The following is a 25,145-nucleotide window of genomic DNA, read 5'->3' on the forward strand; positions in this document are numbered from 1 at the left end:
ACGGGGGCGAACGCCCCCTTTTTTCATGGCGCCGGAGCGCTCCGGGCCTCGACGTCCTTCACGCAGGCATTGATGGCCGCGTTCGACGTCTGCTCATAGCAATGCGCGGCCGCCGTCCGCATGGCTTTCTGCTGCACGCGGCGCGCTTCCGCACTGTCAATCTGATAGCCCATGAGCCACTTCATGGCAAACGCCAGGACGATCCCAAGGCCGATGGCCGCACCGACCAGCGTCGACCGCCAGGTTCGGACACGCGGAGCACGAGGCGCCGGAGCGTCATGCGCGACGGCATCGAACAATGCCATCGGCGGCTGCGAGGCCGAACCCCCATGGACCCTGCGGCGCTGTTGTTGAGTCGGCGCCTCCGTCCTGCGCGCCCCGGTTGAAGATTTGTTGTAGTTGCCCATCGACCTGTCGTTGTGAATCGGGCCGCCCGCCTGTTGCACGCACAGCGAGGCATGTCCTCTTCAAACGCAGAGTCATGCGTCTTGCGGAAGATCGCGGCCCACCGGATTCTCGCCGCAGAAGCAAGCGATGGACGCGGTCAGGCGCTCGTTCAGGCCACCGCCGGCCCGAAGCCGTGGCTGTCCACCGCCTGCTCGCAAGGCACGCGCTCGACCTGCACCGTCGAATGGTGGATGTCGAATTTCTCGGCCAGCAGCGCGCGCAGTTGCAGCACGAGCTGCGCCATGTCGCCCACGTCGGGCGTGCACACCACATGCACGCTCAGGCTCACCTTGCCGCTGGACAGTGCCCACACGTGCAGGTCGTGCAGGCTCGCCACGCCCGCGCTGCCGGCCAGCGCGCGCTCGACCTCGGGCAGGTCCACATCGTCGGGCACGCCTTCGAGCAGCACGTTCAGGCTTTCGCGCAACAGCCGCCAGGTGCGCGGCAGCACCCACAAGCCGATGGCCACCGCGATCACCGAATCGACCCAGGCCCAGCCCGTGAAGCGGATCACCAGCGCGCCGACGATCACGCCGACCGAGCCCAGCATGTCGGCCCACACCTCCAGGTAGGCGCCCTTCACGTTGAGGCTCTCGTCCTTGCCGGACGCCAGCAAGCGCATGCCGATGAGGTTGACGATCAGCCCGCCGGTGGCCACCACCAGCATCATGGTCGACTGGATCTCGGCCGGTGCCGAGATGCGCCGGTACGCCTCGTACAGCACATAGATCGCCACGAAGAACAGCAGCACCGCATTGAGCACGGCCGCAAGGATCTCGAAGCGGTAGTAGCCGAAAGTACGCCGCTTGTCGGCCGGCCGCTTGCCGATCCAGATGGCCGTGAGCGAGATCGCCAGGGCCACGGTGTCGGTGAACATGTGGGCCGCGTCGGACAGCAGCGCCAGGCTGCCCGAGACCACCCCGCCGATCACCTCGGCCACGAGGTAGGTCCCCGTCAGCAGCAGCGCAATGCGCAGTGCCTTTTCATTGCCACCGACAGCGTGTGAATGCTCATGTGCCATGGGAACCTCGCAGTGAAGGATCGAGTGGCGCGCCGTGGCTCTGGTCTTCGCTCGCCTCTTCCTCCACTTCGTCTTCGTCGCGCCGGTGCGCAATGCGGTAGAGCAGTGGAAGCACCAGCAGCGTCAGCGCGGTCGACGAGAGGATACCGCCGATCACCACGGTGGCCAGTGGCCGCTGCACTTCGGCGCCCGTGCCGGTGGCAATCGCCATCGGCACGAAGCCCAGCGATGCGACCAGCGCGGTCATCAGCACCGGCCGCAGCCGGGTGAGCGCGCCCTCGCGGATGGCTTCGTCGAGCGGCAGCCCGCCTTCACGCAGGTTGCGGATGAACGAGATCATCACCAGCCCGTTGAGCACCGCCACGCCCGAGAGCGCAATGAAGCCCACCGCCGCCGAGATCGACAGCGGAATGCCGCGCATCCACAGCGCCACGATGCCGCCCGTGAGTGCGAACGGAATGCCGGTGAACACCAACAGCCCGTCCTTGAGGTTGCCGAACATCGCGAACAGCAGCGTGAACACCAGCAGCAGCGACACCGGCACCACCACCTGCAGGCGCTGCGTGGCCGAGGCGAGGTTCTCGTACTGGCCGCCCCACACGGTCCAGTAGCCGGTGGGAATGGTCACCTTGCGCATGGCTTCTTCGGCCTCGGCCACGAAGGAGCCGAGGTCGCGGCCGCGCACGTTCGCGCTCACCACGATGCGGCGCTTGCCGTTCTCGCGGCTCACCTGGTTGGGACCCGGCGCCAGCTCCAGCGTGGCGACTTCGCCCAGCGGAATGAAGCTGGTGCGCAGAGCCTCCGAGCCCGCGCCCTTGGGCAGCGCCACCGGCAGGCGCTTGATGGCCTCCAGGTCGGTGCGCAGGTTCTCGGGCAGGCGCACGATGATGTCGAAGCGACGGTCGCCGTCGAACAGCGTGCCCGACTCACGCCCGCCCACCGCGATGGAAATCGCGTCCTGCACATCGCCCACGTTGAGGCCGTAGCGCGCGGTCTTGCTGCGGTCGATGTTCACGGTGAGCATCGGCAGGCCGGTGGTCTGCTCGACCTTCACTTCGGCGGCACCGGCGATCTTGCCCAGCACCCCCGAGACCTCGGTCGCGGTCTTGTTGAGCACGTCCATGTCGTCGCCAAAGATCTTCACGGCCACGTCGCTGCGCACGCCCGAGATCAGCTCGTTGAAGCGCAACTGGATCGGCTGCGAGAACTCGTAGTTGTTGCCCGGCAGCTTCTCGACCTCTTCCTGCACCGCCGCAAGAATCTCGGCGCGCGTGCGCTTTGGCTTGGGCCATTCGCTCTCGGGCTTGAGCATGATGTAGCCGTCGGAGATGTTCGGCGGCATCGGGTCCGACGCGATCTCGGCCGTGCCGGTGCGCGCGAACACGCGCTCGATCTCCGGGAACTTTTCTTTCAGCGTGCGTTCGAGCTGCTTTTGCATCTCGACCGACTGCGTGAGGCTGGTGCCAGGAATGCGCAGCGCCTGAATGGCAAAGTCGCCCTCGCTCAGGCTGGGCACGAACTCCGTACCCAGGCGCGTGGCCAGCAGGCCCGACAGCAGCACCGCCACCACGGCCGTGGTGATGACAAACGGCTTGGCATTCATCACGCGCGCCAGCAGCGGCTCGTAGCCACGCTTGGCCCACTGCATCAGGCGGTTTTCCTTCTCGTCGACCTTGTTGCCGATGAACAGCGCCACGGCCGCCGGAATGAAGGTGATCGACAGGATCATCGCGCCCAGCAGCGCAATCACCACGGTGAAGGCCATCGGGTGGAACAGCTTGCCCTCCACGCCCGTGAGCGCAAAGATCGGCAGGTACACGATCATGATGATCAACTGGCCGAACAGCAGCGGACGCCGCGCCTCCTGCGAGGCTGCGAACACTTCATGAAAGCGCTCGCTGCGCGTGAGCGGCCTGCCGTGCTTGGCTTGCGCATGGGCCAGCCTTCGCACGCAGTTCTCCACGATCACCACCGCCCCGTCGATGATGATGCCGAAGTCCAGCGCGCCCAGGCTCATGAGGTTGGCGCTGATCTTCTGGTTCACCATGCCGGTGAAGGTGAAGAGCATCGACAGCGGAATCACCAGCGCGGTGATGAGCGCGGCGCGGATGTTGCCCAGGAACAGGAACAGGATTGCGATGACCAGCACCGCGCCCTCGAACAGGTTCTTCTTCACCGTGGCGATGGCCTTGTCGACCAGCACCGTGCGGTCGTACACCGTCACCGCCTTCACGCCGGCGGGCAGCGTGCGGTTGATCTCCTGCATCTTCTTGTCGACGGCCTGCGACACGGTGCGGCTGTTCTCGCCGATCAGCATGAACACGGTGCCCAGCACCACTTCGCGGCCGTTGTCGGTGGCGGCGCCCGTGCGCAGTTCCTTGCCGATGCCGACCTCGGCCACGTCCTGCACGCGCAGCGGCACGCCGTTGGCATTGCCCAGGATCACGTTGCCGATGTCTTCCGCCGACTTGACCTGCCCCGGCGCGCGAATCAGGTATTGCTCGCCGCGTTTTTCGATGTAGCCCGCGCCCACGTTGGCGTTGTTGCGCTCCAGCGCGGTGACCAGGTCGGTCATGGTCAGGCCGTGGGCCAGCAGCTTGGCCGGGTCGGGCGCGATCTGGAATTCCTTGGCGTAGCCGCCGATGGAGTTGATCTCGGTCACGCCCGTCACGTTGCGCAGTTGCGGCTTGATGATCCAGTCCTGAATCTCGCGCAGGTCGGTCGAGGTGTAGGGCTTGCCGTCGGCCTTCTTCGCGCCCTCCTCGGCCTCGACGGTCCAGAGATAGATCTCGCCCAGGCCGGTGGAGATGGGTCCGATCACCGGTGACACGCCGCGCGGCATCTTCTCTCGCGCCGACTGGATGCGCTCGTTCACGAGCTGCCGCGCGAAGTAGATGTCGGTGCCGTCCTCGAAGATCACCGTCACCTGCGACAGGCCGTAGCGCGACAGCGAACGGGTCTGCTGCAGGCCGGGCAGGCCGGCCATGACGGTTTCGATCGGATAGGTCACGCGCTGCTCCGCCTCCAGCGGCGAGTAGCCGGGCGCGGCGGTGTTGATCTGCACCTGCACATTGGTGATGTCGGGCACGGCATCGATGGGCAGCTTCTGGTAGCTGAAGACACCGAGCGCGGCCATGCCGAGCACGGCCAGCAGGATCAGCCAGCGCTGCTCAATCGAGAAGCGGATGATTCGTTCGAACATGCGGGCGTCCTCAGTGGGTGTGCGTGGCCGAGCTCTTGCCCTGCTGCGACTTCACGATGAAGCTGCCGCTGGCGGCGTAGGCCGTGCCGGGCTTCAGGCCGCTCACGATCTCGATGCGCTTGCCGTCGCTGCGGCCGGTCTGCACGTGCTGCGGCAGGAAGCCGCCGGGCACTCTCAGAAACACGGTCGGCTTTTCTTCCACGGTCTGCACGGCATCCGCCGCCACGGTGACGGGCGCATCCGCCTCGGAGGCCACCAGCTCGACATTCACGAACAGGCCCGGACGCCAGATGCGCTGCGGGTTGGTCAGCGTGACGCGCGCGGTGGCGGTGCGCGTCTGCGCGCCGATCAGCGAGCCCACGTACGACACCGTGCCGCTGGCCGTCTGGTCGAAGGCGCTGGAGCGGATGCTCACCGGCTCGCCGATGCGCACCAGGTTCAGGTTGTTGGCGGCCACGCTGATCTCGGCCCACACGGTCGACAGGTCGGAGATGGTGAAGACGTTGACGGCCTCGCCCACCGATTCGCCGAGCGAGATGTGCTTTTCGACCACCAGGCCGTCGAAGGGTGCGCGCAGCTCGTAGCGGCCGAGCGCGGCCGAACCGGGCGTGGCGCCCAGTGCCAGCAGCTTCTGGCTGGCATTGGCCACGGCGATCTGCGATTCCTGCATGACCTGCTGCGCCTGCAGGTAGTCCTGCTGCGGGGAAATCTTTTCTTCCCACAGCTTCTTCTCGCGCTCGTAGGTGGTGCGCGCCAGCTCCAGCCGGCGCTGGGCCGACTGCAATGCGCTGCGCTGTTCCGACAGTGCCGGGCTCGACAGCACGGCCAGCACCTGGCCGCGCTTGACCTCCTGCCCGAGGTTGGCCGACACGCTGTCGACCACGCCCGCCACGCGCGGCACCACGTGGGCCGTGCGGTCTTCGTTGAACTTGATCTCGCCGGGCAGTTGCAGCGAGGTCTTGATGCGCCCGGGGCCGGCGTTCTCGATCGTCATGTCGGCCGCCTTGATCTGCTCGTCGGTGAAGGCGATCTTTTCCTCGTCTTCCTTGTGCTCGGCGGACTCCTTCGCAGGCTCCGCGGCGCCACCGGCCTTCGGTGCTTCGGCTGCCGCGCCCTTTCCGGCGGGCGCCTCTTCGTGATGTTCCTTGTCGTCGTGGCCCTTGGCCTCGCCATGGCTGTGGTCGTGGTCCTTGCCTTCTTCCTTGGCGCCCTTCCCACCCTCTTCATGGTGCTCGCCGTCGCCGTGCCCGGCCGCTTCCGAATGGCCGGCCGCCTCGGGCTTGGAGGGCCCCGTGCGCAGGATCAATGCGCCGACGCCGAGCCCCACCACCAGCACCGCCAGGATGGCGAACCACTGCTTCTTGCCGACGCGCTCGGCGAGCGTTTTACGTTCTTCTGTGTTCATGATCTGTTGATTCCTTGTCGGTCAGCGCGCGAGGGGCGTCGCGTTCGGTGTTTCGTCGCCTTCGGTGCCCAGCAGCCGGTCGAGATCGCCGGACGCGCGGTACGCGTCGGCCAGCGCGACCAGGTACTGCGCGCGCACCTGGAACAGCGTGCGTTGCGCATCCAGCGCTTCGAGAAAGCTGAACTTGCCCAGCTCGAAGCCCTTGGTGGCGGCCTTGTAGGCGGTCTCGGCACCGGGCAGTGCGTCGCGCTGCAGGGTCTCGGCGGTGGCGCGCGCCGAGCGCAGGCGCTCGATGGCCTGTGCCACGTCGGCGCCCAGTTGCAGCTCGGCGGCGGCAAGGTCGTCGCGCGCCTTTTCCTCGCGGCTCAGGGCTTCGGCCAGGTTGCCCCGGTTGGTGTCGAAGATCGGCAACGGAATCGACACGCCCACGACCACCTGGTTGCGGCGGTTGCTGCTCGCGCTGTCGCTTTCGGTGGACGCCGGCACGCGCTTGACGCCCAGCGACACGGTGACATCGGGCACGCGCTTGGCGCGCTCCAGGCTCGACAGCGCCTCGCGCCGCTCGATTTCGAGCCGCGCCTGCCGCAGCACGGGCGCCGCGAAGAAGCGGCCTTCCACGTCTCGCGAACTGGCGACCACCGGCAGTTGATCGACCGTGCCCTCCACCTGCGTGAAGCGCGGCGTGGGGTTGCCCCACAGCGCGGCCAGCAGTTGGCGTGACGAGCGCAGCGTGCCTTCGGCCTGCAGCAGCTCGACGCGGGTGCCGGCCTCGGCCACGCGCGCCTTGGTTTCCTCCAGCGGCGACACCTTGCCGGCCGCCACGCGGTTGGCGGCGGCGCGGGTGGCGGTTTGCGCCAGGCCCACGGAGTCCTGCGCCAGACGCAGGCGCTCTTGCGCCGTGAGCACTTCAAAGAAGGCGGTGACCGTCGAGGCGCGCAGCTCGGAGCGGCGCGCGACCAGCGCCGACGCGGCCTGGTCGCGTGCGCGTTCCGCCGCCGTCACGCGGGCCGCGCGCTTGCCGCCCAGTTCGATGGGCTGGCCCAGTTGCACGGTGGTGGTGCGGTTGTCGCGGCGCAGGTCTTCCACCTGTGCGCTCAACACCGGGTTGGGCCATGCGCCGGCCTGGACGATGGCGCCCTCGGTGGCCTCCTGTTCGCGCACGGCGGCGGACAGGCTGGGGTTGGACTGCAGCACCATCGAAACGGCGCTGTGCAGGTTCAGCGGGCCCGCGGGCTCCAGTGTCCTGGCGGCCGGGCGGGAAGATGACTGGGAAGACTGGGTGCCGGCAACAGTCGGGGTCTGTGACTGTGGTGACTGTGGCGACTGGGAATAGGCCGGGGGTACCGCCAAGGCCAAAACGGCCAGCGGCACGAAAAGCGTGCGCATCGAATTCTCCTGGGTTGCAAAACAACGGACGGACGAATTCGGCGAGAGCTCAGCTGATGAAAAAGACGATCAGTGGGGTTGTGTTCTCTCGCCGAATCAGACGGCAAGAGACCAGTCGGGACGGACCGGAACGTCGGAGATGTGCGAGACGAAAGCCTCGGCGGTCAGGGCACGCGGAAGCTGCGAGAGCACCGGCAACGCGGGCAGCTCGCCCGCGGTCAGGTCGGTGTGCTGGGCGTGGCCGAAATGGCTGACCGTGCAGTGGCCGGCCGCCGCGCCCGGCTGGGTGCTGGTGTCTTTCTTGGCGCCGTCGCCGGCGTGGGTGCGATCGGAGCCGCCCCGCTCGTCTTCGTGGTGGCCCCAGTGCTGGGGCTGCGTGTCGCGCTCATGCTGGCAGTACGCAGCCGACGCCGCCCAGCTGAGCTGGAACGGGAGCAGGAACAGCAGAAAGATCAGAAGCCAGCGGCGCATGAGTCAAAAAGTATATCGGCCGCCTGTGACGCGGCCCTTTGGAAAGGCCCTCCGATATGAGGGCCCAGCGCAATGTATGACACGCGCCTGAGGCCTTGTCCGTCAATAGAATTACTAAATCGTAACCTCCATACCAAGAGCGATTCGATACCATCCGGTGATGCGAATTCTTGTCATCGAAGACGAGCCCAAACTGGGCGATTACCTGAAAAAGGGGCTCGAAGAGAACGGTTACGTGGTCGATATAGCCCGTGACGGCATCGAGGGGAGATACCTCGCCACCGAAGGCGACTACGCACTCGTTCTGCTCGATGTGATGCTTCCGGGCATCGACGGCTTTGCCGTCCTGCAGGCCATACGGCGCACGAAGAACGTGCCGGTGCTGGTGCTCACCGCGCGCGACAAGGTCGAAGACCGCGTGCAGGGGCTGCAGCAAGGCGCCGACGACTACCTCGTCAAGCCCTTCTCCTTTTCCGAACTGCTGGCCCGCGTGCAGGCGCTGCTTCGGCGCGGCAAGCCGCAGGAGTCGACCGTGCTGCGGCTGGCCGATCTCGAACTCGACCTTGCCAGCCGCAAGTGCTTTCGCAACCGCGTGCGACTGGACCTCACGGCCAAGGAGTTCACGCTGCTGGTGGTGCTGCTGCGGCGGCGCGGCCAGATCCTCTCGCGCACCACGCTGGCCGAGCAGGTGTGGGACATGAACTTCGACAGCGACACCAACGTGGTCGAAGTGGCCATCCGGCGACTGCGCAGCAAGCTCGACGATCCGTTCGAGGTCAAGCTGCTGCACACCGTGCGCGGCATGGGCTACGTGCTGGAAGACCGATCCTGGGCATGAGCGCCCGGCCGCATTCGATACAAAGCCGGCTCTCGCTCTGGTTCGCCGCGCAGACCCTGTTCGGGCTGAGCGTGATCTGCCTTGCGATCTACCTCGTCACGGCCTGGAACTTCGGCCAGAAGCAGCAGGACGAACTCGACCACAAGGCGCAGCTGGTGGTGCACCTGCTGGAAGAGGCGGAGAAAGGCGGCGACCTCGTCTTTCTTCGGCACAAGCTCAACGACTTCTTCTCGATGCAGGACGACGTCTCGCTGTCGATCTCGTATGCGGGACGCGAGCTTTTCCAATCGACGCCCGCCCCCGGTGGCCGCTGGATGCGGCGCGACCTCGAAGTGCCCTGGCACGAGGGCGGCAACACGACGCAACTGTCGGTGCAGATCGGCGTGAACATGGCGCAGGAAGCGCGGCTGCTCGAACGCCTGGCGTGGACGCTGCTCGGTGCCGTCGTGCTGGGCACGGCGCTGGTCTCGCTCACCGGCATGTGGCTGGTGCGGCGTGGCCTGCGCCCGCTGAAGGCGCTGGCCGAGCGCACCGCGGCCATGGCGCCCGACAAGGCCAACCGGCCCATCGATGCGATGGCCTTCGCGGAAGAACTCCGCCCCTGGATCACGCAGTTCAATGCCCTGCTGCTGCGGGTGCAGCGGGCGTACGTACAGCTCGAATCCTTCAATGCCGACGTGGCGCACGAACTGCGCACGCCGCTGGCCAACCTGCTGGGCTCCACCGAACTCGCGCTCACGCGACCGCGCAGCAACGAGGAACTGCAGGCCGTGCTGGCATCGAACCTCGAAGAGGTCGGCCGGCTCTCGGGCATCGTCACCGACATGCTGTTCCTGTCGCAGGCCGAGCGCGGCGCGCCGATGCGCACGCGGGCCGCCGCGAGCCTGGCCGTGCAGGCCAGCGACGTGATCGACTTCTACGACGCCACGCTCGAAGAAGCAGGCCTGCGTGCCGAGGTGAGCGGTGATGCGATGGCCGATGTCGATGCCGCGCTGATACGGCGCGCCCTCTTCAACCTGCTGGGCAATGCGATCCGCTTCGCAACACCGGCCTCGACGATCCGTATCGAGATTGCGCAGGACGGCGACGAGTTCGGCATTGCGGTCATCAACCGTGGCGAGCCGATCGACCCCGCCGCGCTACCGCGCCTGTTCGAGCGCTTCTACCGCGCCGCGCAGGCCCGGGACGGTTCGACCCGGCACCACGGCCTGGGGCTGTCGATCGTCGAGGCCATCGCGCGCATGCATGGCGGGCGCGTGTTCGCGGCCAGCCAGGACGGCGAAACGCGCATCGGGTTCACGGTGCGGCGCGGCGACTGACGGCATCGGCCACCGGTGCCTTGCGCCCGATGAAGAGGTTGATGAGCGGCCCCGTCATCGCGGTGGTCACCAGCGCCATCACCAGCAGCATCGTGAACAGCTCGGGGCCGATCAGGCCGGCGTCGAGCCCGATCTTCATCACGATCAATTCCATGAGGCCGCGCGCATTCATCAGCGAGCCCGTGGCCAGGCTGTCCCGCCAGCCATAGCCCGCCATGCGCGCGCCGACCGCGCCGCCGACGATCTTGCCGACCGTGGCAACGCCCACGATCAGCAGCATCGCCCCCATGCTCGCGCCCGTGAAGGCATTGGACGTGGTGCCCAGCCCCGCCAGCGCGAAGAACAACGGCATCAGCACGACGATGGAAATCGGCTCGATGCGCTCGGTCAGCGACTTCAGCAGCCGGTCGTCGCGCGGCAGGCAGACGCCGAACAGGAAGGCACCGAACACCGCATGCAGGTGCAGCCATTCGGTGACCAGCGCGCACAGCAGCAGGCCGATCATCAGCGACGCCATCACCGTGGTCGAAGGCTCGCCATCGGGCGCCTTCACGCGCAGCAGCCAGGCAAAGGCCGGCTTGAGCCCGAAGAACAGCGCGCACAGCACCACCGCCATGCCCACCGTGGTCTTGAGCAGGCCGGTGTAGCCCTCGCCCGCACCGACCAGCGCCACCACGAAGGCCAGCAGGATCCAGGCGAACACGTCGACCACCGCCGCCGCACCGAGCGAGAGCTGGCCGAAGGGCGTTCGCGTCATGCCGCGGTCTTTCAGGATGCGCGCCATCACCGGGAAGGCGGTGATCGACAACGCAGCCGCCATGAACAGCGCGAACGGCCAGAAGCCGACGCCCTTGGGCGCGAGCGCCGGGTACAGCGCCGGCGAGATCGCGATGCCCAGCGCCAGCGGCACGACCACGCTCAGCACGCCCACATAGCCGGCGGAGCGCAACTGCTCACGCATGGTCTTGGTGGAACGCAATTCCAGCCCGACCACGAACATGAACAGCACCAGCCCCAGTGTCGAGAGCGAAGACAGTCCCTGCAGCGATTCCTTCGAGAACAGTTGCGCATGCAGCGAGGGAAACAGCGCGCCCATGACCACCGGCCCGAGCATCAGGCCCGCCGCCATTTCGCCCACCACCGAGGGCTGCCCCACATGGCGAAGGATCCAGCCGCAGACGCGCGCGGTCGTGAGGATGACGATCAGTTGAAGCAGCAGGGACGTGGCGGACATGGACTGGATCGCGTGAACAAGAAAAGTGTGGCGGCGATGTTAGTCCGGGCCGCCCTCTTCCAACCATCGCTTGGCCCACTGGTTGAGCGGCGTCAGGCGCTTGACCAGTTCGGTGCCCGACTCGGTGAGCTGATAGCCCGCGTCCGCGAGCACGAGCACGCCTGCCGCGCGCAACTCCTTGAGCCGGTCGTTGAGCACCGAGGGCGACATGTCGTCGGTGCTCACGCGCAGCGCCCTGAAGCTCTGCGGCAGGCCGTCGCGCAGCTCCCACAGGATGCGCAGCGTGCCCTTGCGGCTCAGCTGCTCCAGCAGCCGCATGATGGGGCGGCGCGACGCCACGGGCGCGGCCTGCGGGGGGGTGGTTTCCTCGTCTTCCATGACGGTCTTTCGATGAAGGTTCATAAGCGCGTCTTGCGCTACGCATTTCGTAGCGATAGACTGCGCCGGATCGCTACGCAATCCGTAGCGATTTCCGACGCATTCTATGAAAGGAACAGCCTGTGATCCACACCGCACCGAAAGATCCTGACGCAACCCGCGCACCGAGAATTCCGCCGCTCGCACCGCCCTACCCCGAACCCATCGGTGAACTGCTGACGCGCATGACCCCGCCACAGGCGCCCGAAATCCTGGCGCTGTTCCGCGTGATGGCCGTGAACCCCGCGCTGACCGAACGCACGATGGGCCTGGGCCGCTACCTGCTGGGCCGCAAGGCGGCCATCAGCCTGCGGGAGCGCGAGATCGTGATCCTGCGGGTCTGCGCCCGTTGCGGCGCGGAATACGAATGGGGTGTGCACTGGACCGGCTTTGCCGACACCGCCGGCTTCAACGAAACCGACCGGCGCGTGATGGCCTCCGTCGACGGCGACCTCTCGCTGCTGGCACCGCGCGACCGGCTGCTGGTGTCGATGGTCGATCAGTTGCACGACACGAGCGATGTCGACGATGCGCTGTGGGAGGCCCTGAACGCGCACTGGAGCCACGCGCAGTTGATCGAGATGATGATGCTCGCCGGCTGGTACCACTCGGTCAGCTATGTGTGCAACGCGGCGCGCGTGCCGCTCGAAAAATGGGCGGCGCGCTGGTGACTGCTCGGTCTCGCAAGGACCCGCGTTTGACCGATCACAGGGCCGGCGCTAGCATCGATTCCATGGTCGCCCGCTCTTCTGCCCTTTCCCTGCTTGCCAGCGCATGCTGTCACGGCCGGCCTTGGGGAGCCTGCGGCTAGCGCCTGCATCACGTTCGCATCCCTCATGGCCACCCGTTGAAAGACCGGTGGCTTTTTCTTTGCCTCGACGTTTCATCAACCCACAAGAAAGAAGTCCGCATGCCTCTGTCCCTGTACGACACCTGGTCGCGCTCCGTGCGCCCCTTCGCGCCTTTGCAGCCCGAGCACGTGGGCCTGTACTGCTGCGGACCGACGGTGTACGACTACGCGCACATCGGCAACCTGCGGACCTACGTGTTCGAGGACGTGCTGCGCCGCGTGCTGATGCTCAACGGCTACCAGGTGCGGCATGTGGTCAACATCACCGACGTCGGGCACCTGGTCTCGGATGCCGACGAAGGCGAAGACAAGATGGAGAAAGGCAGCCGGCGCACCGGGCAATCCTCCTGGGCCATCGCGGCGCATTACACGCAGGCCTTTCAAGCCGACTGGCGGGCGCTGAACCTGCTGGAGCCCACGGCATGGCCGCGCGCCACCGACCACATCCCCGAACAACTGGAGTTCATCGCCGCCCTGCAGCGCAACGGCTACACCTACCAAACGTCTGATGGCGTGTACTTCGACACGACCCGGCAGGACGACTACGGCCATCTGGCGCGCCTCGACCGCGCGGGCCTGCGCGCCGGAACGCGCGTGGCGATGGGCGAGAAGCGAGACGCCTGCGACTTCGCGCTCTGGAAGTTCAGCCCGACCGACTCTCAACGACAGATGGAATGGGACAGCCCCTGGGGCCGGGGCTTTCCCGGCTGGCACATCGAGTGCTCGGCCATGTCGGCCAAGTACCTGGGTCCGTGGTTCGACATCCATTGCGGTGGTGAAGACCACGTCGGCGTGCATCACAGCAACGAAATTGCGCAGACGCAGGCATGCCACGGCACACGGCTCGCGAACTTCTGGATGCACGGCCACTTCCTCACGCTGGACGACAAGAAGATGACCAAGGCGGATGGCGATTTCATGCGCCTGCAGACGCTGGTCGATCAAGGCATCGATCCGCTGGCCTACCGGTATCTGTGCCTCACCGCGCACTATCGGAGCACGCTGCGCTTCACCGAAGAGGCGATCAACGCGGCGCAGTCTGCGCTGGACCGGCTGCGCAAGGCTTATGCGGGTTGGCCCGCGGGCGGTACGGCGCACGAGGACTTCGTGAATCGCTTCAACGCCGAGGTCAACCAGGATCTCAATGTGCCGCGTGCATTGGCGCTGCTGTGGGAGTTGGTCCGAAGCGATGTGCCCGCGGCGACCCGACGCGCCACTGTCGATCATTTCGACACGGTACTGGGGTTGCGGCTGGCCGGTTGGCAGGCACCGCAACAGGAGGTGCCAGCGGACATCGCCGCCCTGCTCGCGTCACGTCAAGCGGCACGGGCAGCCAGGAACTGGGCAGAAGCCGACCGACTTCGGAATGCTCTGCGCGCACGGGGCTGGCAGGTCGAGGACAGTACGGACGGACAGCGATGGAGCCGGGGCGAGAAGTAGCTTCGACTCGCACCGGGCCGCTCACTTCTCGGTGCGCATCAGCCGCAGCCCGTTCGCCACCACCAGCAGGCTCGCGCCCATGTCCGCGAACACCGCCATCCACATGGTCGCGCTGCCGAACACCGCGAGCACGAAGAACACGCCCTTGATGCCGAGTGCCAGCGTGATGTTCTGCCACAGCACCGCATGCGCGCGGCGCGACAGGCGGATGGTCTCTGGAATGCGACGCAGGTCGTCGTTCATGATGACCACGTCGGCCGCTTCCATCGCCGTGTCGGTGCCCGCGCCGCCCATGGCGAAGCCGATGTCGGCCTGCGCCAGCGCGGGTGCGTCGTTGATGCCGTCGCCGGTCATCGCGGCGGCGCCGTAGCGCTGCTGCATGGCCTTGATGGCGTCGAGCTTTTCTTCGGGCAAGAGGTTGCCGCGCACGTCGTCGATGCCGGCGTGGGCGCCGATGGTCTTCGCGGTTGCGGTGTTGTCGCCGGTCAGCATCACGGGCACGACGCCGAGTGCGCGCAACTCAGCCACCGCAGCCTGCGACGACTCCTTGATGGTGTCGGCCACGGCGAACAGCGCAAGCACGGCCTGGCCCGAAGCCAGCAGCGTGACAGTGCGGCCCGCTTCTTCATGGCGCTGGAGTTCGGCTTCGAGTGCCGGCGTGCACAGGCCCCGCTCTTCGATCAGGCGGTGGTTGCCCAGTACATAGGCCTGGCCCGCCAGCGTGGCCTGCACGCCGCGGCCGGGCAGCGCGGTGAAGTCGCCGACTTCGTCCTGCTGGCCCTTCAGCCCTTCGACGATGGCCTTCGACACGGGGTGATCGGAGCGGCCCGCGATGCTGGCGGCAATCGCGTACACGACAGCCTGGTTGCCCGAGGTGTCGATCAGCACCGACTCGACCAGCTTGGGCTTGCCTTCGGTGATGGTGCCCGTCTTGTCGAGCGCGATGGCCTTGAGCTTGCGCGCCTCTTCGAGGTAGGTGCCGCCCTTGATCAGGATGCCGCGTCGCGCGGCCGCAGCCAGCGCGCTCACCACGGTGACGGGCGTGGAGATCACCAATGCACACGGGCACGCGATGACCAGCAGCACCAGCGCCTTGTAGATGGACTGCATCCACGTCCAGTCCATGAACAGCGGCGTAAGCACGGCCACGGCCAGCGCCAGCACGAAGACCGTGGGCGTGTAGATGGCGGCGAACTTGTCGACGAAGCGTTGCGTCGGCGCACGCGAGCCCTGGGCTTCCTCGACGGCGTGGATGATGCGCGCCAGCGTGGTGTTGGCGGCCACCGCCGTCACGCGGAATTCGAGCGCGGCGGTCTGGTTGATGGTGCCCGCGAAGACAGGGTCGCCGATGGTCTTGTCGACCGGAATGCTCTCGCCGGTGACCGGTGCCTGGTCGATGGCGCTGGTACCCGCGGTGACGACGCCGTCCAGCGGCACACGCTCGCCGGGGCGGATGCGCGCGACGGCGCCCAGTTCCACCGCATTGGCCATCACGGTCTGCCAGCTGCCGTCGGCCTGCTTCACCTCGGCCTGTTCGGGCGCGAGCGCCAGCAGGCTCTGGATGGCGTTGCGTGCGCGGTCGACAGCGCGAGCTTCGATCAGTTCGGCAATCGCGTAGAGCGCCATCACCATCGCGGCTTCGGGCCACTGGCCGATGATGAAGGCGCCGGTGACGGCCACAGCCATGAGCGCGTTGATGTTCAGGCGGCCGCGCACGAGTGCGGCGAAGCCCTTCTTGTAGGTGTCGAGGCCGGCAAGGCCGATGGCGCCCAGCGCGAGGATCACCTCGGCCGCCTTGAAGCCGATGCCGTCGAGCGCGAGGAACGAGATCGACTCGGCCGCGACAGCCAGCACCAGCGCAGCGATCAGGCGCACGAGGCCAGTGCTCATGCCGGCAATTTGCGCGGGCGCGGCCGCGGCCTGCGAACCGGAGGCGGGGCCACCCGCCGCGTTCAACGGCTCGGGCTTGAAGCCGGCCTTGCGGATGGCGGCGAGCGCCTCGGGCAACACGCCTTCGTCGGTCGTGATGGCCATCGTGCGTTCGCCGAGCCGGAAGCGCAGCGCCTTGACGCCCGCGATGGGTTCCAGCGCACGGCGGATTTCGGACTCCTCCACGGCGCAATCCATGGTGGGAATGCGAAAGAGCAAGGCGCCCTTGGGCACATCGGCCGGCTCGGGGGGAGCCAGCGGAATCGGGCCGTGGCTTGCGCCGCCGCAGCAGGCGTCCTCGGCATGGGCATGCGCATGGGCATCGGCCTTTGCGGGCGGATGCTCGTGCGCGTGGTCATGACCGTGGTCATCGCCATGCGGATGGGGGTGCGAATGCGTGTGCGGCGCGGGCCGGGTCAAAGCGTTCTGGTTCGTCATGGTTTTGATTGGAAACCCTGAAGCAGGTGTAGAGTCAAACGCTGATTTCCACTTTCTTATTTGCCGCATCATGAAAATCGGTGAACTGGCCAAGGTCGCGAACACGCCTGTCGAAACCATCCGGTATTACGAGCGCGAGCAGTTGCTGCCCGAGCCCGCGCGCACCGATGGCAACTACCGCATCTACGACGACGAGCATGCCCAGCGGCTGGGCTTCATCCGGCGATGCCGCTCGCTGGACATGACGCTCGACGAAATCCGCAGCCTGCTGAAATTTCGAGATGCGCCGCAAGACGATTGCGGCGAGGTCAACCAGTTGCTGGACGATCACATCGGCCACGTGGCCACGCGCATTTCCGAGCTGAAGACGCTGGAGAAGCAGCTCAAGGCGCTGCGCCTGCAGTGCGGCGGGCCGGAGTCGGCGCACAACTGCGGCATTCTGCAAGAGCTGGACACTGCCGTGCTCGCGCCGGAGACCTTCGGCCAGCATGCGGGCCATGTGCATGGCTCGCTGCACAACACGGCTGGCAAGCGTTCTGCCTAGAGCCGGGTTCGACTTTTTCTTTGCGTTGTGAGTGATTCAGCGTTGCTGTTCAGGGCGTCGCTCCCGCCGACACGGTGCTCTTTTTCGCGAATGTCCCCCGCTTCGCTCCTCCTTTATTTCGCGAAAAAGAGCCCCGTATCGACGTGAGCGCTCAGAGCGGTCGTTGATCGGCGATCACCAGCAGCGTGTCCCTGTGCGAATGACGCCGGGTGCTCCCCGCAGCGAAATAAAGGAGGAGCGAAGCGGGGGACATTCGCGGAGGGGAGCACCCGGTGTCATGCGCACCCGCCCTGAACAGCAGCGCCAAGAACAAAGAGCGCCAAAGAACAAGCCCCCGTCTATCGGGAACGCCCGCTACTTGCCCACCAGCTGCGTGAGCTTGTCCGCCTCGAACGACTCGTCACGCGCCGCATCACCCGGCACGCAATCCTTGGTCCCAGGATGCGCCGACAGCTTCTCGATCGCCTGCCACAGCAGCGCGATCTGATGTTCCTGGCTCGATGCGTTGTCAATCAGCCCGCGCATGGCCTGGCTCAGCGGGTCGTCCTCCTGCGTGATGCCGTAAGCGGAGAACTTCTGCGGCGAGGCCACGTCGGCACTCTCGTCCGCCTTGGACAGGATGATCCGCGCCGGAATGCCCACAGCAGTCGCCCCCGCCGGCACCGGCTTGATGACCACCGCGTTGCTGCCGATCTTGGCGCCGTCGCCCACCACGAACCCGCCCAGCACCTTGGCACCCGCGCTCACCACCACGTTCTTTCCCAGCGTCGGGTGCCGCTTGGCGCCCTTGTAGAGCGAGGTGCCGCCCAGCGTCACACCCTGGTAGATGGTGCAGCCGTCACCGATCTCCGCGGTTTCGCCGACCACCACGCCCATCGCGTGGTCGAAGAACACCTGCTGGCCGATCTTGGCCGCCGGGTGGATCTCGATGCCCGTCATCCAGCGCGCCCAATGCGCGATGAAGCGGGCCGGCCACTTGAAGCCGTGGGTCCAACAGGCGTGCGCCCAGCGATGCAGCACCACGGCATGGAAGCCGGGGTAGACCGTGATCACTTCCCAGGCGCTGCGGGCGGCCGGGTCGCGTTCGAGGATGCACCGGATGTCGGCGCGCAGTCGAGAGAACATCGCTGCCTTTGTTGTCGTTATATCGATAGAGGGCGGGCAGTCTAAAGCCCCGTGTCATCGCGTACGGACGATGGGGTCTTACGAATCCTTGGGCGTGCGGGGCGCCCGCGTTGCGTCGGTCATGGCCTTGGCGATGCCGCGCAGGATGTGGATTTCTTCCGGCGTCGGCTGGGCGCGGTTGAAGAGCTGCTGCAGCCGCGGCATCAGCTTCTTGGGCGCGGCCGGGTCGAGAAAGCCGATGTCCACGAGCGAGCGCTCCCAATGGTCCAGCATGCCGGCCACCGACTGGGCATCGGCCGCCTGCACGGGCGCAATGGCTTCGCGCACCCCGTAGCCCCCCAGCGCCAGGCGCCATTCGTAGGCCACCACCTGGATAGCCGCGCCCAGGTTCAACGAGCCGAATTTCGGGTCGGTCGGAATGGTCAGGGCCACGTTGCAGCGGTAGACGTCTTCATTCCGCATGCCGAAACGCTCGGACCCGAACAGGAAGGCGACATGCTGATCGCCCTGCTTTGCCAGCGGCTCCAGATGCTCGCGGGGCGTGCGGGTGGGCGGGCCGAAGTCGCGCGGGATCATGGCGGTGGCGCAGAGATGGGTCACGCCGTCCAGTGCTTCGTCGAGCGTTTCGACGATGCGGGCATTGGTCAGCACGTCGAGGGCACCGCTCGCGCGCTGAATGGTTTCCTCGCGCCGCAGCACGTTGGCCCAGCGGGGCGCGACCAGCACGAGGTCGTCGAAACCCATGGTTTTCATGGCGCGGGCGGCCGCGCCCACATTGCCGGCGTGGCTGGTCTGGATCAGGATGAAACGGGTGCGCATGACAGGGTGGGGAGACACAAACGGGCGGAGCCGGTAAAATGCCCGATTCTCGCCGCCCGCATCGCCAGGCCGCAGGGTCGCCAAGATCAGATTCTCGGGACCCCTCCCACCGTTCTTCTCACAATCCAGAATGTCGTCCCCCAACCTGCATCCCATGCTCAACGTGGCCGTCAAGGCCGCACGCGCCGCCGGCGCGATCATCAACCGCGCCGCCCTCGACGTCGAGGCCGTGCGCATCTCGCAAAAGCAGGTCAATGACTTCGTGACCGAAGTCGATCACGCCAGCGAGAAGGTCATCATTGAAACGCTGCTTGGCGCATACCCGGGGCACGGCATCCTGGCCGAAGAATCGGGCACCGAATACGGCGCCAAAGACTCCGATTTCGTCTGGATCATCGATCCGCTCGACGGCACCACCAATTTCATCCACGGCTTTCCGGTCTACTGCGTGTCGATCGCGCTGTCGGTGCGCGGCAAGATCGAGCAGGCGGTCATTTACGACCCGAGCCGCAACGACCTGTTCACCGCCACCAAGGGCCGCGGCGCCTACCTGAACGAGCGCCGCATCCGCGTGTCCAAGCGCACCAAGCTCAGCGAGTGCCTGATCTCCACGGGCTTCCCGTTCCGCACCGGCGACAACTTCAAGCAGTACCTGGCGATCATGGCGGACATGATGCCCCGCATGGCCGGCCTGCGCCGCCCCGGCGCCGCCGCCCTCGACCTGGCCTACGTGGCCGCCGGCTTCACCGATGGCTTCTTCGAAACCGGCCTGAACCCCTGGGACGTGGCCGCCGGCTCGCTGCTGGTGACCGAGGCCGGAGGCCTGATCGGCAACTTCACCGGCGAGCCCGAATTCCTCGAGCAGCGCGAATGTCTGGCCGGCGCACCGCGCATCTACGGCCAACTGGTGCCGCTGCTCGCCAAGTACTCGAAGTTCGCCAGCGTTGACGACAAGCTGCGTGCCAGCGACCGCGCACGCGCCGTGTCGGCCTCGACCAAGTCGAACCCTGAAGACGCCTCGGTCGACCTCTACGCCCGCAGCACCGTGACCGATTTCGCCGACGAAACCACCGAAGGCGACAAGCCCGCCGTGGCAGTGCCCGCCGCGCCGCGCAAGCTCACGCGCATCCGCCGCGACGCACCCACCACCGCACCCGGCACTGGCAGCGCCTCCGAGGGCGACGCTTCCGCCAAGTGATGGTGCTGGGGCCCCGCGCCGCCGCCAGGGTTCGCGCGGCTCTGCGCATCGCGCTGAGCCATTACGTCGCGAGCGGGCTCACCGTCGCGCTCGGGCTCCTGTTCATTTCGGGCGGGGTGCACCTCTGGCTGGGCACCCTGGCCGCCTCCGCAGCGGCCACCGGCGTGATCGTGACCGCGCCGCCCGACCTGCCCGGCCCGCGCCGTGGCAAGTTCTTCCAGATGCTGCCGGCACCGCTCATCGGCCTGCCGCTCTTCTTTGCCGTGCAGATGCTGCACACCGCGCCGATCCGCCTCGGCCTGCTGCTGGTGCCGGCCACCTTCATGGCCTTTTTGGCCATGGCATGGGGCAAGCGGGGCATCCCGATCGCGATCGCGGTGATGTTCTCGATGGTCTTCTCCATGGCCACGCAAACCCCGCGCGACATGGCCGATGCCATCGAGCGCACCTGGCACTTCGGCCTTGGCGCGGGCCTGTACGTGATCTGGGCCACGCTCGCCAACCTCGTGCTCAACGGGCGTTTTCGCACCCAGTCGGTGGCCGACGTGCTGTATTCGCTGGCCGCGCTGATGCGCACCGAAGCCAGCCAGTTCTTGCCGCAGGACGAAACCCGCGACGTGCGCGACACCCCCGCCCCGGTGCTGGGCCAGTTGCTGCGCGAGCAGGCCGCGCTGGCCGACCAGTTGCAGGCCACACGCGACATCGTGCTCGAATCGCCGCGCACGCCGCGCCGCCAGCGGCTGGCCGCGATGCTGGTGATCGTGCTCGAAATGCGCGACCAGTTGCTCGCCAGCGAGCTTGACCTCGACACGCTGCGCGCCCACCCCGCGCATGCCGAGGCGCTCATCGAGATGCGCTGCGTGCTCGAAGAACTCGCCGAAGAAACCACCGCGCTGGCCGATGCGCTGCTGATGCGCCGCACGCCAGCCGTGGTGCCCGACCGGCGCCCGCGCCTGGCGGCCATTCATGTGTCGGCCGACGACAGCGCGAACGCCCCGGGCGGTGGCGGCGGCCACATCGGCCCCACCGCCGCGATGCTCGCGCGCGGCCTGGCCAGCCGCATCGGCCACATCAACGACGAAGTGCTGCGCCTGTCGGCCATGGCGCGCGGCGACGCCGAGCCCAACCTGGCCGTGGTGCGCGCCAACTGGCAGCTCTTCGTGAGCCCGACCGACTGGTCGTGGCGCCCCTTCCTCACGCTGTGGCGCTGGGACGCACCGCCGCTGCGCCACGCCATTCGCGCCGCGCTGGCCATCGCGGCCGGCTACGCCATCGCGGTGTCGATGCCCTGGGGCTCGCACGACTACTGGATTCTTCTGACCATCGTGGTCGTGCTGCGCGGCAGCCTCTCGCAAACGCTGGAGCGGCGCAACGCCCGCGTCGCCGGCACGCTGCTGGGTTGTGTGCTCGCGGTGGGGCTTCTGTCTGCCCACCCGTCGGCGCTGATGCTGCTGGTGATCGTGACGGTGGCGCAGGCCATCGCCCACAGCTTCGCGGTGCGGCGCTACTTGATCACCGCCGTGGCGGCCACGGTGCTCGGCCTCGTGCAGGCCCACATGCTGAATGTGGGCGTGGCGCCCATCTTCGCGCTGTTCGAGCGCATCGCCGACACGCTGATCGGTGCCGCGCTGGCCTGGGGCTTCTGCTACGTGCTGCCCTCGTGGGAGCGCAGCCAGATCCCGGCGCTGGTGGCGCGCACGCTCACCGCGCAGGCCCGCCATGCGCGGCTGGCCCTCGGCCTGGGCCAGTTGCAGGCCATCGACAGCAGCCCCGAACTCGAATGGCGCCTTGCGCGCCGCGAGGCCTTCGACAGCCTCTCGGCGCTGGTGCAGGCCACGCAGCGTTCGCTGTCCGAGCCGCGCGCAGTGCAGCCGCCGCTCGAGCCGCTCGAACATCTGCAGGCCCACAGCTACCAGTTGCTCGCGCAGCTCAGCGCCGTGAAATCGATGCTCGTGCTGCGGCGCGACCGCCTCACGCCGGGCGAAGTCGAAGGCCCGATCAGCCGCACCGCGCAACGAATCGAAGCCGCCATCGGAACTATGCCGACCACCGGGCCCTCTCACCCCGAGAGCGCCGGCGCCACCACCGTCGGCGGCCCGATCCCCCTGCCCGACCCGTTCGACAACGACATCAGCCCCTGGCTGCTGCGCCGACTCGATCTGGCCACGGCCCTCGCCACGCAACTGCGCGACGACGCAGCGCGCATTCTTCAACCTCTGAACGAGACAACACCGCCAGCGACCACCGCTTGATGATCAAAGAGATACTTGCCCACCCCTGGTTCGGCACATGGGTTGCCGCCCTGATCGCAGTTCCCCTCGCCCTTCTGGCCCACCGCATCGGCGGCCTTGTATTGAGGCGGATCACCCGCCCGGCGCCGGCGATCCATGCGATGGTGCTCAACTGCAACGCGGCGGCGCGGCTGGTACTCCCTTTGATCGCGCTGTTGCTGGTGTGGCAGGCCGCGCCCGACGACCTGCGCTTCATCGGCGGCGTGCGGCACGTCAACGGCCTGCTGCTCATTGGCGCGGCCACATGGCTCACCGTGAAGGCCATCAGCGGCTTCGCGGACGGCGTGCTCGCGCAGCACCCTTCGGACGTGGCCGACAACCTGCAGGCGCGCCGCGTGCTCACCCAGACCCGCGTGCTGGCGCGCACCGCCATGACGGTGGTGCTGGTGGCCGGCGGCTCGATGATGCTCATGACTTTTCCCGGCGCGCGCCAGGTGGGCGCCAGCCTGCTGGCCTCGGCCGGTGTCATCGGCATCGTGGCGGGTCTTGCGGCCAAGCCGGTGTTCAGCAACCTCATCGCCGGCCTGCAGATCGCGCTGGCACAACCGATCCGCATCGACGACGTGCTGGTGGTCGAAGGCGAATGGGGCCGTGTGGAAGAGATCACCGGCACCTTCGTGGTCATCAAGATATGGGACGAGCGGCGCCTGATCCTGCCGCTGACCTACTTCATCGAAAAGCCGTTCCAGAACTGGACGCGCCATTCGTCACAACTGCTGGGGGCGGTCTTCATCTACGCCGACTACGGCATGCCGCTTGCGCCGTTGCGCGAAGAGGTCGAGCGCATCGTGAAGGCGGCGCCCGAATGGGATGGCCGTTTCTTCAATCTGCGCGTGACCGATGCAACCGAGCGCACGATGCAGGTTCGTGTGCTCTGCACCGCCGCCACGTCAGGCCTGGCGTTCGATCTTCGTTGCACGGTGCGCGAAGGGCTGATCGACTTCATGCAGCGCGAATACCCGCAGTTCCTGCCGAAGATGCGGATCGAGAGTGAAAACAGCATGCACGAGAAAAGGCAGGAGCCGCAGCAGCAGCCTATGTTGTAGCTCTGCGTTGTTGTTCAGGGCGGCACTCCCGCCGACACGGTGCTCTTTTTCGCGAATGTCCCCCGCTTCGCTCCTCCTTTATTTCGCGAAAAAGAGCACCGTATCGACGTGAGCGTTGGACAGAGCAGTCGTTGATCAGCTGCACACCAGCAGCGTGCCCCTGTGCGAATGACGCCAGGTGCTCCCCGCAGCGAAATAAAGGAGGAGCGAAGCGGGGGACATTCGCGGAGGGGAGCTCCTGATGTCATTCGCACAAGCCCCGAATGACCCCGCCCCCTCCCCGAACAAAGAGCACAAAAGAACCCTTCGAGCAGCCCTACTTGGCCGAAGCCATCATGTAGTCCACAGTAAGGTTCGCCAACGCGCGCACCCCGTTGACCAACGCAGGTTCGTCCACATAGAACTCCGGCGAATGGTTCGATGCAACCTTCGTCACGTCCACACCCTTGGGCGTCACACCCAGGTTGAAGAACAGCCCCGGCACACGCTCCTGGTAGAACGAAAAGTCTTCCGACGCCGTGGCCTTCGGCCCGAGCATCCAGTTGCCCTCGCCCGCCACGCGCTGCAACGTCGGTGCCATCTGCGCCGTCAACGCAGGCTGGTTGACCGTCGCGTTGTACAGCTCCACCACCTTGAACGTCGCCTCGGCCCCCGCACTCGCGGCAATCGACTCCGTCGTGCGCTTCATGCGCGCATGGATGTCCTTCTTCATGCCCTCGTCATAAGTACGCACCGTGCCCATCATCTCGACCTTCTCGGGCACGATGTTCATGCGATTGCCGCCATGGATGGTGCCCACCGTGATGACCGATGGCTCCAGCATCGCATTGACCTGCCGGCTCTGGATGGTCTGCAGACCCATCACGATCTGCGAGGCCACCACGATCGGGTCGATGCCGCCCCAGGGCCGCGCGCCGTGCGTCTGGCGGCCCTTCACGTCGATCCAGAACTGGTCGGCCGCCGCCATCGCCGGCCCGCTGCGCCAGGCCAGCTTGCCCGACTCGATGCCGCTGCTCACATGCAGGCCGAAGATCGCATCGACCTTCGGGTTGTCGAGTACGCCCTCGGCCACCATCTGCTTGGCGCCCCACATGTTGCTGCCGTTGGGCTCGAAGTCGGCTGGGCTCTCTTCGGCGGGTTGAAAAATGAACTTGACCGAGCCCGGCAACTGCGCCTTCATGCCCGCCAGCACCTCGGCCGTGGCCATCAGGATCGCGACGTGCGTGTCATGGCCGCAGGCGTGCATCACGTCGACCTCCTTGCCCAGGTACTGGCCCTTGGCCTTTGACGCGAAGGGCACGTCGACGCGCTCCTTCACCGGCAGCGCGTCCATGTCGGCGCGCAGTGCCACCACCGGGCCCGGCTTGCCGCCCTTGAGCAGGCCGACCACGCCGGTCTTTGCCACGCCCGTCTTGACCTCGAAGCCGAGCTTGCGCAGATGGTCGGCCACCAGTTTTGCCGTGCGGGTCTCGTAGTTGCCGAGTTCGGGGTGTTGATGGATGTCGCGGCGCCATGCGATCAGTTGGGCCTCGACCGCCTTGGCGCGCGTGTCGATCTGCGCCTGCAGCGATGCGGCGTCGCTGCCCTGCGCATTCGCCGAGGCGGCGCACAACGCCAGCGCTGCGGCAAGCACGGGACTCAGCAGGCCGGTGCGGTAGATCGATCGGGAAGTCTTTTTCATATGTCTGTCTCCAGTTGAATAGTTTTTCAGAGCCGGTGCCGCAC

General features: G+C 66.9%; 20 protein-coding genes. 8 read left to right on the top strand and 12 right to left on the bottom strand.

The features are described from left to right. Positions 1-23: 23 nt before the first annotated feature. The 6 genes from ACSFB7_RS23420 to ACSFB7_RS23445 all read right to left on the bottom strand — a co-directional run bounded on the left by ACSFB7_RS23420 (position 24) and on the right by ACSFB7_RS23445 (position 7,932). Positions 24-407, bottom strand: a complete 384-nt coding sequence (locus ACSFB7_RS23420) for a hypothetical protein (protein ID WP_435474431.1) — start codon at positions 405-407, stop codon at positions 24-26. 149 nt (positions 408-556) lie between these two features. Next, a complete protein-coding gene (locus ACSFB7_RS23425; protein ID WP_435474433.1) occupies positions 557-1,468 on the bottom strand; it encodes a cation diffusion facilitator family transporter in 912 nt (303 codons plus the stop codon). Continuing rightward, positions 1,458-4,670 carry a CusA/CzcA family heavy metal efflux RND transporter gene (locus ACSFB7_RS23430; protein ID WP_435474435.1) on the bottom strand — a complete coding sequence of 1,071 codons (3,213 nt, stop codon included), beginning with the start codon at positions 4,668-4,670 and terminating at the stop codon, positions 1,458-1,460. The genes ACSFB7_RS23425 and ACSFB7_RS23430 overlap by 11 nt, the downstream gene beginning before the upstream one ends. Before the next feature lie 10 nt (positions 4,671-4,680). Continuing rightward, positions 4,681-6,075, bottom strand: a complete 1,395-nt coding sequence (locus ACSFB7_RS23435; protein WP_435474437.1) for an efflux RND transporter periplasmic adaptor subunit — start codon at positions 6,073-6,075, stop codon at positions 4,681-4,683. A gap of 21 nt (positions 6,076-6,096) precedes the next feature. Further along, complete coding sequence (locus ACSFB7_RS23440) at positions 6,097-7,461, bottom strand: TolC family protein (RefSeq protein ID WP_435474439.1); 1,365 nt, start codon at positions 7,459-7,461, stop codon at positions 6,097-6,099. Positions 7,462-7,557: 96 nt separating this feature from the next. Next, positions 7,558-7,932 (bottom strand): hypothetical protein, encoded by a 375-nt coding sequence (locus ACSFB7_RS23445; protein ID WP_435474441.1) that lies wholly within the window; start codon positions 7,930-7,932, stop codon positions 7,558-7,560. Between the two features lie 160 nt (positions 7,933-8,092). Between ACSFB7_RS23445 and ACSFB7_RS23450 the strand changes: the two genes are divergently transcribed. Further along, positions 8,093-8,770, top strand: coding sequence for a heavy metal response regulator transcription factor (locus ACSFB7_RS23450; protein ID WP_093239218.1), 678 nt, complete (start codon positions 8,093-8,095; stop codon positions 8,768-8,770). Further along, positions 8,767-10,089 (top strand): heavy metal sensor histidine kinase, encoded by a 1,323-nt coding sequence (locus ACSFB7_RS23455; protein ID WP_435474443.1) that lies wholly within the window; start codon positions 8,767-8,769, stop codon positions 10,087-10,089. The genes ACSFB7_RS23450 and ACSFB7_RS23455 overlap by 4 nt, the downstream gene beginning before the upstream one ends. Here the strand turns inward: ACSFB7_RS23455 and ACSFB7_RS23460 are convergent. Continuing rightward, positions 10,067-11,323 carry a cation:proton antiporter gene (locus ACSFB7_RS23460; protein ID WP_435474445.1) on the bottom strand — a complete coding sequence of 419 codons (1,257 nt, stop codon included), beginning with the start codon at positions 11,321-11,323 and terminating at the stop codon, positions 10,067-10,069. The genes ACSFB7_RS23455 and ACSFB7_RS23460 overlap by 23 nt on opposite strands. Positions 11,324-11,362: 39 nt before the next feature. Then, positions 11,363-11,725, bottom strand: a complete 363-nt coding sequence (locus ACSFB7_RS23465; RefSeq protein ID WP_435474447.1) for a winged helix-turn-helix transcriptional regulator — start codon at positions 11,723-11,725, stop codon at positions 11,363-11,365. Between the two features lie 98 nt (positions 11,726-11,823). Between ACSFB7_RS23465 and ACSFB7_RS23470 the strand changes: the two genes are divergently transcribed. Beyond that, the gene (locus ACSFB7_RS23470; RefSeq protein ID WP_435474449.1) at positions 11,824-12,411 is read left to right on the top strand and encodes a carboxymuconolactone decarboxylase family protein; all 588 of its coding nucleotides are present in this window, start codon (positions 11,824-11,826) and stop codon (positions 12,409-12,411) included. Between the two features lie 239 nt (positions 12,412-12,650). After that, the gene (gene cysS / locus ACSFB7_RS23475) at positions 12,651-14,030 is read left to right on the top strand and encodes a cysteine--tRNA ligase (RefSeq protein WP_435474450.1); all 1,380 of its coding nucleotides are present in this window, start codon (positions 12,651-12,653) and stop codon (positions 14,028-14,030) included. Positions 14,031-14,051: 21 nt separating this feature from the next. On the opposite strand, the gene ACSFB7_RS23480 is transcribed toward cysS, so the two are convergent. After that, the gene (locus tag ACSFB7_RS23480; protein WP_435474452.1) at positions 14,052-16,397 is read right to left on the bottom strand and encodes a heavy metal translocating P-type ATPase; all 2,346 of its coding nucleotides are present in this window, start codon (positions 16,395-16,397) and stop codon (positions 14,052-14,054) included. A 70-nt stretch (positions 16,398-16,467) separates the two neighbouring features. Between ACSFB7_RS23480 and cadR the strand changes: the two genes are divergently transcribed. Further along, positions 16,468-16,941 carry a Cd(II)/Pb(II)-responsive transcriptional regulator gene (gene cadR / locus ACSFB7_RS23485; protein ID WP_435474454.1) on the top strand — a complete coding sequence of 158 codons (474 nt, stop codon included), beginning with the start codon at positions 16,468-16,470 and terminating at the stop codon, positions 16,939-16,941. A 354-nt stretch (positions 16,942-17,295) separates the two neighbouring features. Here cadR and cysE read toward each other — a convergent pair whose 3' ends face one another. Both cysE and ACSFB7_RS23495 read right to left on the bottom strand, forming a co-directional pair. Next, positions 17,296-18,087, bottom strand: a complete 792-nt coding sequence (gene cysE, locus ACSFB7_RS23490; protein ID WP_435474729.1) for a serine O-acetyltransferase — start codon at positions 18,085-18,087, stop codon at positions 17,296-17,298. A 57-nt stretch (positions 18,088-18,144) separates the two neighbouring features. After that, complete coding sequence (locus tag ACSFB7_RS23495) at positions 18,145-18,885, bottom strand: RNA methyltransferase (protein ID WP_435474456.1); 741 nt, start codon at positions 18,883-18,885, stop codon at positions 18,145-18,147. A 130-nt stretch (positions 18,886-19,015) separates the two neighbouring features. Here ACSFB7_RS23495 and ACSFB7_RS23500 point away from each other — a divergent pair, with 130 nt between their 5' ends. From ACSFB7_RS23500 to ACSFB7_RS23510, 3 genes are read left to right on the top strand one after another with little or no spacing between them, the layout of a single operon-like run. Next, positions 19,016-20,083 (top strand): inositol monophosphatase family protein, encoded by a 1,068-nt coding sequence (locus tag ACSFB7_RS23500; protein ID WP_435474458.1) that lies wholly within the window; start codon positions 19,016-19,018, stop codon positions 20,081-20,083. After that, the gene (locus ACSFB7_RS23505; protein WP_435474460.1) at positions 20,083-22,335 is read left to right on the top strand and encodes an FUSC family protein; all 2,253 of its coding nucleotides are present in this window, start codon (positions 20,083-20,085) and stop codon (positions 22,333-22,335) included. The genes ACSFB7_RS23500 and ACSFB7_RS23505 overlap by 1 nt, the downstream gene beginning before the upstream one ends. Beyond that, entirely contained in the window at positions 22,335-23,420 is a 1,086-nt protein-coding gene (locus ACSFB7_RS23510; protein WP_435474462.1) for a mechanosensitive ion channel family protein, read from the top strand. Before ACSFB7_RS23505 ends, ACSFB7_RS23510 begins: the two co-directional genes overlap by 1 nt. Before the next feature lie 316 nt (positions 23,421-23,736). Here the strand turns inward: ACSFB7_RS23510 and ACSFB7_RS23515 are convergent, their stop codons facing one another. Then, positions 23,737-25,101, bottom strand: a complete 1,365-nt coding sequence (locus ACSFB7_RS23515) for an amidohydrolase (RefSeq protein ID WP_435474464.1) — start codon at positions 25,099-25,101, stop codon at positions 23,737-23,739. Positions 25,102-25,145 lie beyond the last annotated feature (44 nt).

Source organism: Variovorax raffinosi (assembly GCF_051216615.1).
Taxonomy (GTDB): domain Bacteria; phylum Pseudomonadota; class Gammaproteobacteria; order Burkholderiales; family Burkholderiaceae_C; genus Variovorax.